Genomic DNA, 14325 nt, shown 5'->3' with positions numbered 1-14325 from the left:
ATGCGCGAGCGCGTCGGGCGCAGCGCGCACGCGGGCGACGTCGCGACTCGCACGTAACTGGCGCAGTCGGTCGATCTGCACGGCGCGCACCACGCGTGCGTCGACGTCGAGCCATTCGCTGTCCGTGGGCGGGGCCGCGCGATCGCGGCTCACGCCCACGATCACCTGCTCGCCAGAGTCGATGCGCGCCTGGGTTCGCGTCGCCGCGCGATGAAGTTGCGCCTGCACCCAACCGGACTCGATCGCACGGATCACACCGCCCTGCGCGTCGATGTCGGCGAGCCTCGCCGTCACGGCGTCGATCGTGCGCGCGGTCAGCGCTTCGATCATATACGCGCCGCCCAGCGGATCGGCCGTCTCGCACAGGCCCATTTCGTGCTGAAGCATCCGCTGCGTATCGCGCGCAAGCGTCGCAGCCGCTTCGCCTGGCAGCGAGAGCGCTTCGTCCCAGGCGTTCGTATGCAGCGACTGCGTGCCGCCGAGCACGGCCGCCAGCGCCTCGATCGTCGTACGCACGATGTTGTTGTGCGCGTGCTGGGCGTGCAGACTGGAGCCCGCCGTCTGACAATGCATGCGCAACTGCGCGGCGCGTGTCGAGCGCGCGCCCAGCGAACGCGCCAGCTCCGCCCACAACACGCGCGCCGCCCGCAGCTTGGCGATCTCGCCGAAGAAGTCGGGGCCCACGGCGAAGAAGAAGCTCAATTGCGCGCAGACGCGATCGGCATCCGCGCCTGCATCGACGAGCCGCCGCACGTATTCGCGCGCGTTCGCGAGCGTGAGCGCCAGCTCCAGCACGCCATCCGCGCCCGCTTCCTGCAGGTGATAACCCGAGATCGACATCGCGTTGAATTGCGGCAGATGCGCGAGCACATGCTGCACCACATCGGTCGCGATGCGCATCGACGGCTCCGGCGCGAAGATCCATGTGTTGCGCGCCATGAACTCCTTGAGGATGTCGTTCTGGATCGTCCCGCGCAGGCGCTCAGGAGCGACGCCGGATTCTTCCGCCGCCACGATGAAGGCCGCGAGCACGGGCAATACCGCGCCGCTCATCGTCATCGACACGGAGACTTCGTCGAGCGCGATGCCGTCGAACAAGCGCTTCATGTCCTCGACCGAATCGATCGCGACGCCCGCCATGCCGACGTCTCCGCCAATTGATTCGTCATCCGAATCATAGCCACAATGCGTCGGCAAATCGAATGCAACGGACAAGCCGCGCGCGCCGTTTTCTATCGCGCGCCGATAGGCCAGATTCGTCGCGCTCGCGTCGGCGTAGCCCGCGTATTGGCGGATAGTCCACGGCCGCTGCGCGTACATCGTCGCGTGGATGCCGCGCACGAACGGAAACTCGCCGGGGCGCGCATCGAGCCACGGCACATCGGGCAGATCGGCGCGCGTGTAGAGCGGCTTGCGCGGCACGGAAAAGGCGTCATTCATGCGGATTTGTCATGCAGAATCATTCGTGCGACCAGCGCTTGTGCGTCACGACGTCGGCGATGCGCACGCCGTCCGCCGCGCGGGAAATGGCGCACCAGTGCGAGAGCCCGGCGTGATCCGCGTGACGCGCGCCGAACGCGAGCACGAGCTTGTCGCCCACGTTCGCGTTGCCGTAGAACGCCATCTCGCGCTCGACGAGCGAAGGCGGCGCCGTATGCTGCGTCGAGCGCCAATGCCACTCGGCGCGATCGACCATCGACTGGAAACTCGCGAAATACAGCAGATGCGCGCCGTTGAAATCGAGCGTCGGGCACGGCAGGTAGTCGACCACATGCTCGACAGCATGCGCGTTCCGGTCAAGGCGTCCGTGCTGCGTCCATTCGCCCGCGCGAAGCCGCCGGCTCTGTTCGAGCATGGCCTGCGCGGCGGCGGGCGTCGGCGCGGTCGTGATCGGCAGACGGTCGAACGACGCCTTGCAGACCGAGCGGTTGTCGCCGCTCGACGCGCGCCGCACGAAGGTCGACAGCATCTCGACCTTCGCAATCGCGCTCTCGGTCGTGAACACGCGAAACTCGCCGAAGTGACGCGCGCCCGCAATGCGGCGCACGTCGGCTTCGATGGCGAAACGCTGGTTCTCGCTCACGTCTTCCAGCCGCGCCTCGCGCACGCGTATCGCCGTGAACGCGGCGTAGGACTTGCGGCCCGCGTCGTCGTAGAAGTCGGGCGCGGCGAGGCGCACCTGATCGGCGAGACCGTTCCAGTGCAGTTGCCCGCAGGTGCGCAACAGCCATTGCTCGGAGAGCCCGGAAAAAGCCAGCTCCGGCATGCCCGCGAGATAGTGCGTGCGGCCGGGCGCGGGCAGCTTCGCGGGCGCAACGTCACGCCGCGCGCGCATCGGGCCTCGCCTGCGCGACGATACGATCGGCCAGAAACGCGGCGTCGCGCGCGATGCCGGAGAAGCGGCCCGAACCCCACGTATGCAGCCACGGCAGGCCCAGAAAATAGAGGCCTTCCTGCGCCGTGACGCCACGCGCGTGGCCCGGATAACCGCGCCCGTTGAAGATCGGCAGATCGACCCAGCTGAAGTCCGGACGAAAGCCGATGCACCAGACGATGCTGCCGATCCCGCTCGATGCAAGATCGAGCGCGCTGCGCTCCGCCTGCGGTTCCCACACGGCGCGATAGACCTCGCCCGGCGGCGCATCGACGCCTTTCTGCGCGATAAACTTGTCGATCGACGCGTTGATGCGGTTATAGGTTTCGTCGGCGCTATCGAGATTCGCGCGCAGATTCGGCCTGAAACGCAGCGCACCATCCGTGTAATCGTCGAGCGCGCCATAGAGCGCCATGCCCTCGCTCGCGAACTTGCGCAGGTCGATATCGCGGCCGCCGTCGCGACCCGTCACATAGTGATTGGTGTTGTCGCGCACGCCTTCGCGCAACGGATGCTCCTCCACGGGCATGTCGTAATACTTCATGTCCGCGAGCCAGTCGACCACGTCGCGGCCACGGTAAAACCGCGCGCAACGCGGCGCTTCGCCGACCGCGAGCACAACCTTGCGTCCGGCCAGATGCAGATCCTCCGCGATCTGCGCGCCCGACTGTCCCGAGCCGACCACCAGTACCGCGCCTTCGGGCAACGCGCCCGCATTGCGATATTCCGACGACTGGATCTGCACGACCGACGACGGCAGACGCTCCGCCATGCGCGGCACGATCGGCGTGTGATAACCGCCCGCGGCCACCACGACCTGATCGGCGCTCAGCGTGCCCGCGCTCGTCTGCACGACGAAGCCGCCCTGCGCGCGCCGCGTCACGCGCGTGACCGCCACGCCTTCGCGCACGGGCGCATCGACGTGCTGCACGAAACCATCGAGCCACGTGATGATCTCGTCCTTCTTCATGAAGCCATGCGGATCGTCGCCGCGATACGGATAATCGGGCAGCGCGCATTGCCAGTTCGGCGTGACGAGACAGAACGCGTCCCAGCGCTGTTCGCGCCACGTATGCGTGACCGTGTGCTTTTCGAGCACGACATGATCGATGCCGTACTGCTTGAGGCAATAGCTCATCGACAGACCGGCCTGACCGCCGCCCACCACGACGACGCTGACATGCTCGTCGCAAATGGGCGTCGACGTAGGGGCGGACGTGGCCGCGTGCGTCTGGCTGGACATGCGTTTCTCCTTGTGACGTTTCAATCGATCTGCACGACAGTGACGACCTGGGCGTCCTGCGCGCGAAAGGGTTCGGCGCGGCGTTCGAGCGCCGCCCATTGGTCCATCGCCGACGAGCACGCGTAACCGAACTTCGCGCGCACGCGTTCCGAGGCCGCCGCAAGTCCGTCGCGCGCGTGCGCGAGAAAGACGTCGAGCGGATAGTCGCCGGGGCGCAGATACTCGCGCACGACGGTCGACGGCGAATAGCAGCGCTCCTCTTCGCCGTCGGGCCAGCGCACGACGAAATGCGTAACGGGCATCGCGTTCTCCTGGTTCAAACCTTCAAACGGTGGATTCAAAACGGTGGATTCAGACTGCCGGCGCGTCCCACGCGCGGGTCGCGCGCCGGTCGGCCGGAACGATGAAGGCGCACTCGTCGAGACGCCATGCAGTGCGCGTCTCGCCGCGCCATTGCAGGTCGATCGTCGGTTCGGCGTGCACCTCGCCGATGGTCGCGCACGCGATGCCGCGCGCGTCGAAGCACGCGCGCACTGCGTCGACGTGATGCGGCGCGACGCTCAGCAGATAGCCGAAGCTCGGGAACACCTGCATCCAGCGCGGCAGCGCGACGCCCGGCGGACGCGGCACGGCGTCGAGATCGATACGCACGCCCACCTGCGAGCACTCCGCGAGCATCATCGCGGTCCCCGCGATGCCGGCCATGCTGATGTCCTTGGCCGCTTCGCACAGCCCGTTTTCGGCGAGTTGCGCGAGCACGGCGAGATCGCCGCGAATGCGTTCGGCGGGCGCTTCGGTGGCCGCATTCCAGTACGGATACGGCTCCACGAACGCGCCGCGCAGATCGACCGCCATCATCAGCCGGTCGCCCGCGCGCGCCGCGAAACTGGAGAGCAGCCGCTTCGCTTTACCCAGGATCGCCACGGCAAGCTGCGTGCGTTCGCTGCGCGCGTTGCTGTGGCCGCCGACGATCGGCACGCCGAGCTGGCGCGCCGCCGCCGCCATGCCTTCGAGCACCGGCGTTGCGTTCGCAAGGCCGTCGCTCCAGATCACGTCGACGACCGCGAGCGGACGGCCGCCCATCGCGCAGACGTCGCTGACGTTGACCAGCACCGAGCAATAGCCCGCGAACCACGGCATGGCGTCGATCAGATCGCTCACCATGCCTTCCGCCGCGAACAGCAGATAGCCGTCGCCATCGGGCAGCGCGGCGCAGTCGTCGCCCGCGCCGATGACGGCGGACGCGTCGGCGTCCGCGAACGCCGCGAGCACGGGCGCGATATCGGTCTTGTGCGCGACGCCGCGGCTTGCGCGCACGCTTGCCACGAGGTCGTCGAGCGTCGTTGTATCGACGGTCGTGTCAACGGTTGCGTCATCGGCCATCACGCGGCCCTCCGCTGATCGACCACGAAGCCGAGATAAGGCGTCGCGCACGGTGGATAGTGCGCAAGGTCGGCCTGCATCCGGTGATGCTCGAGCCCGAACAGCATCGTCACGTCGAGCGTGCGCCAATGCAGACGCTGAAACAGCGGCGCATTCTGCGCCTGCACTTGCGCAAGAAAGGTCTCGCAGCCGAGCGCGTGCGCGCTGCTGACCGCGAGCCGGATCAGCGTCGCGCCGATGCGTCCGTGACGACGGAACGCTTCGCTCACGGCGAGGCGCGAGCCGAACCACGTCGTGCCGCGATCAGCCTCGTCGCGCCGATGAATGCGCACGGTCCCCACCACGCGCGCGTCGCACACCGCCACGAGCAATTGCGCGTGGGCGTCGACGGCATCGAGATCGTCGTGCTCGAAAAGCCCTTGCTCGCGGCAGAACACCTCGCGCCGCAACGCATACGCGCCGTCGATCTCCCAGCGTTCGCGCGCCCAGCGCACCACGATTTCCGGGCTCGAATCGACTCCACGATAGACGCCGCTCATGCCGCCACCTTTTCGAACGACGACAACGACGAGCACGCGCCGCACTTGCCGCAACCGGCCTTGATCTCGTCGGCGCGCAGACCGGCTTCACGCACCATCGCGCCGAGCGGCGCGAGAATCGCGCGCATGAACTCGGGCGTGGGCGGCGCGTGATCTTCGAGCGGCGTGCCGGAAATCGGCACGAACGGCACCACGAACGGATACACGCCGAGCGCGACGAGGCGCTGCGCCGTGTCGAGAATCCGCTCCGGCGAATCGCCGAGACCGGCGAGAATATAGGTGCTCACCTGGCCGCGCCCGAACACCTTTACCGCCGCCTCGAACGCCGTCATATAGCGGCTCACGGGCACGGCCGCCTTGCCCGGCATGATGCGTTCGCGCAGCGCGTCGCCGAGCACTTCGAGATGCATGCCGAGCGTATCGATACCGGCCTCGCGCATGCGCGCGAACCACGCGTCGTCGTCGGGCGGTTCGCACTGCGCCTGGATCGGCAGATCGACGGCGCGCCGGATCGCGCGCGCGCTGTCGCACAACACGGCCGCGCCGCGATCGGGCGTGGGCGGCGTGCCGGTCGTCAGCACCATGTGCTTGACCTTGTCGAGCAGCACGGCCGCGCGCGCGACTTCGGCCAGTTGCTCGGGCGTCTTGTGCGCGACCGTGCGGCCTGCCGCCAGCGACTGCCCGATCGCGCAGAATTTGCACGCCTTCTTGCGGCTCTCGTAGCGAATGCAGGTTTGCAGCACCGTGGTCGCGAGCACGTCGGTGCCGTGCAGCGTGGCAATGTGCGAATACGGCACGCCGTCGAGCGTCTGCAGCTTGTAGAAGCGCGGCGTCTTCGCGAACGCGATCTGCGCAACCGGAATGGTGCCGCGCGCGAGCACGCTGACGCCGTTCGCATCGGGCGCCTCGGCCACGAACGCCGATTGATGCGCGCCGTGCGTATGCACCGGCACCATCAGCGTGACGCCGTCGATCACCACGGCCTTGTGATCGGACGGCCCCGCGCCGCCGCGACGCGACAGCCCCGCGGCGTCCGGCGCGGCGAGCCGCAGTCCGCTCGACTGCAAGTCAGTCAGCAGCTGCAGTTTCGATTCGGGCAGTTTCGATTCCGGCAGATTGACGCTGGCATTCATGCTGAGCACTCCAGGAAGGGGCGACGCCCGCTTCGTCGAAAGAAACCACGGGCGCGGCGGGCCGCTCGTTGATCGCGAGACTGAGGAGTTCGGGGCGCGCGTAGTGGCCCACCGAATCCATCATGCGTTTGCGTTTGGTGATGAGCGCCATGTCGAGATCGGCGATCACCATGCCTTCGCCTTCGCGCAGCGGCGCGGCGAGATGCTGGCCCTCGGGCGAGACGATCGCGGCATTGCAGCCGCCGCGCAGCGCTTTTTGCAGCGTGGGATCGGGCGTGATCGATTCGATCTGCGCGTCGCTGAGCCAACCGGTTGCGTTGACAACGAAGCAGCCCGATTCGAGCGCGTGATGACGAATCGTCACCTCGATCTGCTCGGCGAAAATCGGACCCACCAGCGAGCCCGGAAACTGGCTGCAATGAATCTCTTCGTGCTGCGTCATGAGCGCGTAGCGCGCGAGCGGGTTGTAGTGCTCCCAGCACGCGAGCGCGCCCACGCGGCCGACCGCCGTCTGCGCAACCTTGAGACCGGCGGCGTCGCCCTGCCCCCAGATCATGCGTTCATGAAACGTCGGCGTGAGCTTGCGGCGCTTCACTTTGAGCTGGCCGTCCGCGTCGAAAATCAGTTGCGTGTTGTAGAGACTGCCGTGATCGCGCTCGTTCACGCCGAGCACGATCACCATGCCGTGCTCGCGCGCCAGCCCGGCCACGGCGTCGGTCACGGGTCCGGGTATCGTCACCGCTTCTTCGTAGAGCCGCAGATGTTCGGCGCCCGATTGCACCGGCGGCAGCACGAACGAGAAGTACGGGTAGTACGGCAGAAAGGTTTCGGGAAACACCGCGAGCTGCACGCCCTGACGCGCGGCCTCGACGATGGCGTCGCACACGCGCGCGAGCGTGCCGGCGCCCGAGGTGAGATCCGGCGCGATCTGCACCGCGGCGGCGCGCACGATGCGCTTCGAAGATGGAGTCGACATGGCGATACCCGTGCGCGCTCAAACGGTCCAGGTATCGATCACGAGCGCGTTCGACTTGCGATGCAGCAGCTTCAGATCGAGCACGTCGAGCGGATTGATCGGGCGCACGCCTTCGATCAGCGCCTTTTCGGTCTGGCCGTAGAGCGCCTGCAAGGCGAAGCGGCAGGCGTAGACCTTGCCGCCTTCGGCCATGAATTTCATCAACTGGTTGTTGAAGTTCAGGTGACCCGGAAACGCTTCGGCGCCGAGCGTCGGGAAGCCGCGCTGGACGCCGAGCATCACGCCGGGACCATAGAGCAGGATCGAGGTTTCGAAGCCCTTGCGTTGCAGACGCGTGGCCTGCAGCATGTTGACGAAGCCAATCGAGCCTTCGAACGCAACGGTATGGAACGTGACGAGCGCTTTCTCGCCAGGCTCGGCTTTGACGTCCTCGAACACCTTCTCTTCGTAGTCGACGAGGAAGTCGCCGGTCTTGTGGGCAGGCGTGGTGATGGCGGGCATTGCGTGACTCCGTTCAATGATTGAGGACTGGTCCGACCGGTGGCCGGCGTCTCTCATTTCGCAACGGCTATGCCATCAAACATCGTGCGCCATGCGATCAATTGCCAATCATTGCCGCCTGTCGCGAATGATCCAGGCGAATTTTCTGCGCGTGCAACGCGCGTGGACCGGCACGCCGTGGGCGCGGCGATGCGCCGCATTTGAAGGCCGCCCGCACATGGGGCAGAGAATCGTCGAATCGGTGCCTGCATGCATCAATTCGGATCATTCGATGCAATCACGCGCGATCAATTGATTTATTTTCCGGCGATTATCGTCACTAGAATGAAGAGGCTCATTCTTCACGCGATTGCTCGCGCACGTCCATGTCGAACGTTACCGCCCATTGGCTCAAACGGCTCGCCGAAAGCGACAAGCCGGTTTATCAGACGATTCCCGATCTCATCGAGGAAGACGTGGCGAGCGGACGCCTGCGTCCGCGCGATCGGCTGCCTGCGTTGCGCGATCTTTCGGATGCGCTGAAGATCAACTACACGACGCTCGCGCGCGGCTATGCCGAAGCGCGCAAGCGCGGCCTGATCGATTCGCGCGCGGGCAGCGGCTCGTATGTGCGCGGACGGCCGCCCGCCGTGCCGCTGCGCGCGGGCACGGCGCTCGAAATGACGATGAACATGCCGCCCGAGCCGCCGGAGATGACGGCGCTGCTCGCGGAGTCGGCGGCGCAGATCATCGGCGCGGCGGACACCTGGTCGATGCTGCGTTATCAGGATTTTGGCGGCACGCAATTCGAGCGCGGCGTGGCGAGTCAATGGCTGCGCCATACGGTGCCTTCGCATCGTGCCGACGCCGTGCTCGTCTGCCCCGGCATTCACAACGCGCTGGTGGCGTTGCTGTTGCGGCTCGTGAAGCCGGGCGAGACGATCTGCGTCGATTGCGTGGCGTATCCGGGCCTGAAGGTCATCGCCACGCAGCTCGGCATGACGCTCGCGCCGCTGCCGCGCGACGACGAAGGGCTCGACGCCAACGCCTTCGAAACGCTCTGCAAGACGCGCAAACCCGGCGTGCTCTATTGCAATCCGACGCTGCAAAATCCCACCACGCGCACGCTCTCGCAGAACCGCCGCGAACATATCGCTGATATCGCGCTGCGCTACAACGTGCCGATCATCGAGGACGACGCCTACGGCATGCTCTGCGAAGCGCCGCCCGTCGCGCTCGCGACGCTCGCGCCCGAACTCACCTACTACGTGACCGGCATGTCGAAGTGTTTTGGCGCGGGTCTGCGCGTGGCGTACGTGGTCGCGCCCAGTTCACGTCATGCGGAACGGCTCTCGGGCGCGCTGCGCGCGACCACCGTGATGGCGAGCCCGTATATGTCGCATCTCGCCGCGCGCTGGATCGAAAACGGCATCGCGCAGCAGATGCTCGCCGCGATTCGCGACGAGTGCGCGGTGCGTCAGCATATTGCGGCGCAGGTGTTTGCGTCGCGCGAAATCGAAACCTCGAAGCAGTGCTTCCATCTCTGGCTCACGGTGCCGCGCGAAACGGGCTGGAGCGCGTCGGAACTCGCTTCGCATCTGCGCACGAAGCAGATTGGCGTGGTGTCGGGCGCGGCCTTCAGCACCGACGGCAATCCGCCCAATGCCGTGCGGATCTGTCTCGGCGGTCCCGGCGATGCGCTCGCGATGGAAGAGTCGCTGCATCTCGTCGCGGATATGCTCGATCATCCCGATCATCTGCATTCGCCGATGCTGTGAGCGCATGAGCGGCGCGCGCCGCAAAGTCAAACGTCGTGACGTTCGCGAGCGCCGTCGTGAAACGGCGCATCGGCCGTAACGTCGCCCTGATAGAAGCCGCCGAATCGCATCAGTTGCGCGCGCGCTTCCTCGCGCGACACGCCGTCCTGCAGCACGGCGCTCGAAAAGCCCGTGCGTGCGATCTGCAACACCTGATCCGGCAACACGTCGCCGCACGCACGCAGATCGCCTTTGAAGCCGAGGCGACGGCGAATCAGATACGCCTGGCTGAATGCGCGTCCATCGGTGAATTGCGGAAAATGCAATTCGACGCGCGACGCGGCGAGAATCGCATCGGCGTGCTCGAAGGGATCGGCGTCGTTCGGCAGCGTCACGACCGCATCGTGCGCTTGTGCATCATGCTCGGCGCGATGGAGCAGCGTGAGTTCGAGACGCGGCTTCATGCGAGGCTCCGTTGCTGCGCGCGCGCGGCATTGGCCGCTGTCTTGAACGGCTCCAGTCCGACGCGCCGCACGGTATCGACGAACTTCTCCGCGCCTGTGCCGTCGAGCGGTTGGCGCGTTTGACGATAGACGCGCAGCATCGCCTCGATCGCATCGGGCACTTCGCTCGCGGAGAACGACGGCCCGATCACCTTGCCCGCCTGCGCGACGCCGCTCGCGAGCGTGCCGTCCGAGCCGCCGAGCGTGATCTGATACCACTCCGCGCCGTCCTTATCCACGCCGAGAATGCCGATGTGTCCGCTGTGATGATGGCCGCATGAGTTGATGCAGCCGCTGATATGCAGATCCACTTCGCCGATGTCTTCCAGTTCGTCGAGGTCCTGATAGCGCTCCATGATGGCGTCCGCGATGGGCAGCGAACGCGCATTCGCCAGCGCGCAAAAATCGCCGCCGGGGCACGCGATCATGTTGGTCAGCAGATCGACATTGGCGCTCGCGAGACCGGCTTGCGACGCCGCTTCCCACAACGCCGCGAGGTCGTCTTCGTGAACCCACGGCAGCACGATATTCTGCGCGTGCGTCACGCGCGCCTCGCCCGCGGAAAAACGATCGACGAGATCGGCCACGCGTTCGAGCTGCTCGGCCGAGGCGTCGCCGGGCGCCTGATGCAAACGCTTGAACGACAGCGTGACGATGCGCAGCGACGGCGCCTTGTGCGGCGCGACGTTGCGTTCAAGCCAGCGCGCGTAGCGTGGCGTTGTCTTTGCGAGTGTTGCAGCCGTTGCAGTCGCGCGCGACGACTCGGCAGCATCGCGCGATGCCGTGCGCTGTGCGAGCGCCGCGGGCGGCTCGAAGCAGGCGCGCACGCGTTCGAGTTCGCTCAGTGGAATCGTGTGCGGGCCGCCGTCGCGCTCGACGATCTGCCGGAACTCTTCTTCGACTTCGTCGATATAGCGCTGCCCTTCGGCCTTCACGAGCATCTTGATGCGCGCCTTGTATTTGTTGTCGCGCCGCCCGTACTGGTTATAGACGCGCACGATCGCCTCGATGTAATTCATGATCTGATACCACGGCAAGAACGTGCGGATCACGGTGCCGATCATCGGCGTGCGTCCCATGCCGCCGCCCACGCGCACGCGAAAGCCCAGTTCGCCGGCGGCGTCGCGCACCAGTTCGAGGCCCACATCGTGCCAGGCCGTCGCGGCGCGATCGTCGTGCGCGCCGGTAATCGCGATCTTGAACTTGCGCGGCAAAAACGCGAACTCGGGATGCAGCGTCGTCCACTGGCGCATGATCTCCGCGAACGGCCGCGGGTCCGCGATCTCGTCCGGCGTCACGCCCGCGCGTTCATCGCAGGAAATGTTGCGAATGCAGTTGCCGCTCGTCTGGATGCCGTGCATATCGACGGTCGTGAGCAGATCCATGACATCCGCCGCCTTCGACAGCGGAATCCAGTTGAACTGCACGTTGGTGCGCGTCGTGAAATGCGCGCAATGCGTCGGCAGGCGCGTGGTGCCGAGTTGCCCTTGCGCCGCCATGGCGGACGCGTAGACCTCTGCCGGTGGATCGTCGTACTCGCGCGCGATCCGTGCGAGCACACGCAGTTGCGCGCTCGACACTTCGCCGTATGGCACCGCCACGCGCAGCATCGGCGCATGGCGCTGCACGTACCAGCCGTTCTGCAAACGCAGCGGGCGGAACGCGTCTTCGCCGAGACGGCCGTCGCTCCAGCGTTCCAGTTGATCTCTGAACTGCGCAGCCCGTTGCCGGAGAAAGGCACGGTCGAATTCTGTGTAGCGGTACATGTCGCGCGTCGAACCTAAATGAAGCGCAGAAATTACGCCGATTCGCCGCGCCGCGACAGTAGCAGTTGGCGACGAAATGAGCGCAGCAGATTCGGCCCGCCAGCACGCGCACATAACGTAGCGCCCACGGAAAAAGCCCTCGGACATTGCTGTCCGAGGGCCGGCGTTCGCCGCGCTACAGGCAATACAGAGCCGCGAACACTGCGGGTTTGGGTGATGAACCGGGCACTCGCGCAGTAATCCCCGCCCCCTTGCAGAACAACCACAGTGCGTCGGGGCGCTGAACGGCATCATGCGCGCATTCGAGATCCACGCACAGAAGCAGTCGGCGATAAAATCGCCGTAGCAGATCGACCTCGCATGCCTTCGCTCACACCGACACCTATGACCCGCTACGAACGCCTCGCGCAAATCATGGCGACCGAAATTCGCTCAGGCAACGTAGCCGCCGGTTCGCGCATGCCGTCGCTACGGCAGATCATCGCCCAGCACGGCGTCAGTCAGTCGACCGCCGCGCGCGCGTATTACCTGCTCGAACAATGGGGACTCGTGCGCGCCGCCGAACGCTCGGGCTACTTTGTCGCGCCGCGTCCCGTGAACGGCAAGGCCACGCAGGCGGTCACGGCCGATGAAGATGAAGCCACCACGGTCGATATCAGCGAACTGGTGTTTTCCGTGCTCGATGCCGCCAAGCAGCCGGGCATCGTGCCGCTCGGTTCCGCGTTTCCCTCGCCGACCTTCTTCCCGCTGTCGCGCCTCGCCAAATCGCTCGGCCACGCGGCGCGCAGCGTCAGCCCGTGGAGCACGGTGGTCGATCTGCCGCCGGGCAACGAGAATCTGCGCCGCCAGATTGCGCTGCGCTACATGCGTATCGGCATTTCGCAGCCCGCCGACGAAATCGTCGTGACCAATGGCGCGCTCGAAGCGCTCAATCTCTGCCTGATGGCGGTGACGCAGCCCGGCGACGTCGTCGCGGTCGAATCGCCCGGTTTTTATGCGGCGCTTCAGGCGGTCGAGCGGCTTGGCTTGCGCGCGGTGGAGATTCCCGTCGATCCGCAAACGGGCCTCGATCTCGATGTGCTGGCGAACACGCTGCGCAAGCATCCGGTGCGCGCCTGCTGGTTCATGACCAACTTCCACAATCCGACCGGCGTCACGCTCAGCGATGCGAAGAAGAAGGCGCTGGTCGAACTGCTCGCGCAACACGACGTGCCGCTCATCGAAGACGACGTGTACGGCGAACTGCATTTTTCACCGGACTATCCGAAGCCCGCGATGGCCTTCGACCGACACGGCCTCGTGATGCATTGCAGTTCGTTTTCGAAGACGCTCGCGCCTGGCTATCGCGTCGGCTGGGTGAGCGCGGGCCGTTTCGTGGAGCGCGTGCAAAGACTCAAGCTGATGACCACGCTGTCCGCGAGCATTCCGGCCCAGGCCGGCATCGCCGACTATCTGGAACACGGCGCGTACGAGCGCCATCTGAAGAAAATGCGGCTCGCGCTGCGCGACCAGCGCGACGCGCTGTGCGACGCGATCCGCCGCTGGCTGCCCGCGGGCACGCAATGGACGATTCCGGAAGGCGGCTACTTTCTGTGGCTGCGATTCGAGGAGGCGATCGACGCGATGGAATTGCATCGGCGCGCGATCGGACGCGGCATCAGCGTGGCGCCCGGCCCGATTTTTTCGGCGACCTCCGCGTTCGAGCATTGCATTCGCCTGAACTACGGACACCCGTGGTCGCCGCGCATCGACACGGCAATCCGCACGCTGGGGGAGATCCTCTCGGAAACGGTGAAGGGAAGTTGAGGTTGAGTGCGGTAGGCTGACGTTGAAGCGCTGATTTGGCCTATCGGTGAACTGGACCGGCACTCACGCGCATTCGAGTTGGCTTTAACAGCCTGCTGCAAATTTTGGAAACGTGAACAAGTTCTCGGTAAAGGTATCGGTCCCGCGCATCGCGTCTCTCTACTGCGGAATATTTATCGACAGCGATTGAACCACTTGTTCGGGTGGCCGACGTCGTAGGTATTCTGTAGCCAGTTAAGTCGCGGGCATTTGCGCAAGACCACCTGTCATCTCGGCGCGTGCGCGCTCACTGCCGCGCGGTAGTCGATGCGCAAATCAGTAAATTCTTATTTGAGGAGAAATCCCGTGAATACAACATTTTCTGT

13 protein-coding genes are annotated in these 14325 nt (G+C 65.7%); 2 read left to right on the top strand and 11 right to left on the bottom strand.

All coding sequences use genetic code 11. The features are described 5' to 3' along the window. The 9 genes from G3N97_RS19905 to G3N97_RS19865 all read right to left on the bottom strand — a co-directional run. On the bottom strand, window positions 1–1440 hold a 1440-nt coding region (locus G3N97_RS19905), incomplete at its 3' end, for a methylmalonyl-CoA mutase family protein (protein ID WP_205994751.1). Window positions 1441–1459: 19 nt separating this feature from the next. Beyond that, window positions 1460–2335 carry a Pnap_2097 family protein gene (locus G3N97_RS19900; protein ID WP_241030688.1) on the bottom strand — a complete coding sequence of 292 codons (876 nt, stop codon included), beginning with the start codon at window positions 2333–2335 and terminating at the stop codon, window positions 1460–1462. Then, the gene (locus tag G3N97_RS19895; RefSeq protein ID WP_205994750.1) at window positions 2319–3617 is read right to left on the bottom strand and encodes an MSMEG_0569 family flavin-dependent oxidoreductase; all 1299 of its coding nucleotides are present in this window, start codon (window positions 3615–3617) and stop codon (window positions 2319–2321) included. Before G3N97_RS19895 ends, G3N97_RS19900 begins: the two co-directional genes overlap by 17 nt. A 20-nt stretch (window positions 3618–3637) precedes the next feature. Beyond that, on the bottom strand, window positions 3638–3919 hold the full coding sequence (locus tag G3N97_RS19890; RefSeq protein ID WP_205994749.1) for an MSMEG_0570 family nitrogen starvation response protein: 282 nt from the start codon (window positions 3917–3919) through the stop codon (window positions 3638–3640). 49 nt (window positions 3920–3968) lie between these two features. Continuing rightward, window positions 3969–5000: a sll0787 family AIR synthase-like protein gene (locus G3N97_RS19885; protein WP_205994748.1), complete on the bottom strand. Its 1032-nt coding sequence runs from the start codon at window positions 4998–5000 to the stop codon at window positions 3969–3971. Beyond that, a complete protein-coding gene (locus tag G3N97_RS19880; RefSeq protein WP_205994747.1) occupies window positions 5000–5539 on the bottom strand; it encodes an MSMEG_0567/Sll0786 family nitrogen starvation N-acetyltransferase in 540 nt (179 codons plus the stop codon). Before G3N97_RS19880 ends, G3N97_RS19885 begins: the two co-directional genes overlap by 1 nt. Further along, window positions 5536–6672 carry an MSMEG_0568 family radical SAM protein gene (locus G3N97_RS19875; protein ID WP_205994746.1) on the bottom strand — a complete coding sequence of 379 codons (1137 nt, stop codon included), beginning with the start codon at window positions 6670–6672 and terminating at the stop codon, window positions 5536–5538. The genes G3N97_RS19880 and G3N97_RS19875 overlap by 4 nt, the downstream gene beginning before the upstream one ends. Next, window positions 6608–7648 (bottom strand): Nit6803 family nitrilase, encoded by a 1041-nt coding sequence (locus G3N97_RS19870; protein ID WP_205994745.1) that lies wholly within the window; start codon window positions 7646–7648, stop codon window positions 6608–6610. The genes G3N97_RS19875 and G3N97_RS19870 overlap by 65 nt, the downstream gene beginning before the upstream one ends. A gap of 18 nt (window positions 7649–7666) precedes the next feature. Continuing rightward, complete coding sequence (locus G3N97_RS19865) at window positions 7667–8149, bottom strand: MSMEG_0572/Sll0783 family nitrogen starvation response protein (protein ID WP_065059874.1); 483 nt, start codon at window positions 8147–8149, stop codon at window positions 7667–7669. A gap of 365 nt (window positions 8150–8514) precedes the next feature. On the opposite strand from G3N97_RS19865, the gene G3N97_RS19860 reads away from it, so the two are divergent. Further along, window positions 8515–9906, top strand: a complete 1392-nt coding sequence (locus G3N97_RS19860; RefSeq protein ID WP_205994744.1) for a PLP-dependent aminotransferase family protein — start codon at window positions 8515–8517, stop codon at window positions 9904–9906. 26 nt (window positions 9907–9932) lie between these two features. Here G3N97_RS19860 and G3N97_RS19855 read toward each other — a convergent pair whose 3' ends face one another. Together G3N97_RS19855 and G3N97_RS19850 are read right to left on the bottom strand one after the other, a co-directional pair. After that, the gene (locus G3N97_RS19855; protein ID WP_205994743.1) at window positions 9933–10349 is read right to left on the bottom strand and encodes a DUF934 domain-containing protein; all 417 of its coding nucleotides are present in this window, start codon (window positions 10347–10349) and stop codon (window positions 9933–9935) included. Then, window positions 10346–12154, bottom strand: a complete 1809-nt coding sequence (locus tag G3N97_RS19850; protein ID WP_205994742.1) for a nitrite/sulfite reductase — start codon at window positions 12152–12154, stop codon at window positions 10346–10348. Before G3N97_RS19850 ends, G3N97_RS19855 begins: the two co-directional genes overlap by 4 nt. 384 nt (window positions 12155–12538) lie before the next feature. Between G3N97_RS19850 and G3N97_RS19845 the strand changes: the two genes are divergently transcribed. Continuing rightward, complete coding sequence (locus tag G3N97_RS19845; protein ID WP_205994741.1) at window positions 12539–13960, top strand: PLP-dependent aminotransferase family protein; 1422 nt, start codon at window positions 12539–12541, stop codon at window positions 13958–13960. Window positions 13961–14325: the final 365 nt, after the last annotated feature.

Source organism: Paraburkholderia sp. Ac-20347, assembly GCF_017104805.1.
Lineage (GTDB): Bacteria > Pseudomonadota > Gammaproteobacteria > Burkholderiales > Burkholderiaceae > Paraburkholderia > Paraburkholderia tropica.
The sequence above is the reverse complement of the archived record's forward strand: the minus strand, read 5'-3'. Positions and strand labels throughout refer to the sequence as shown.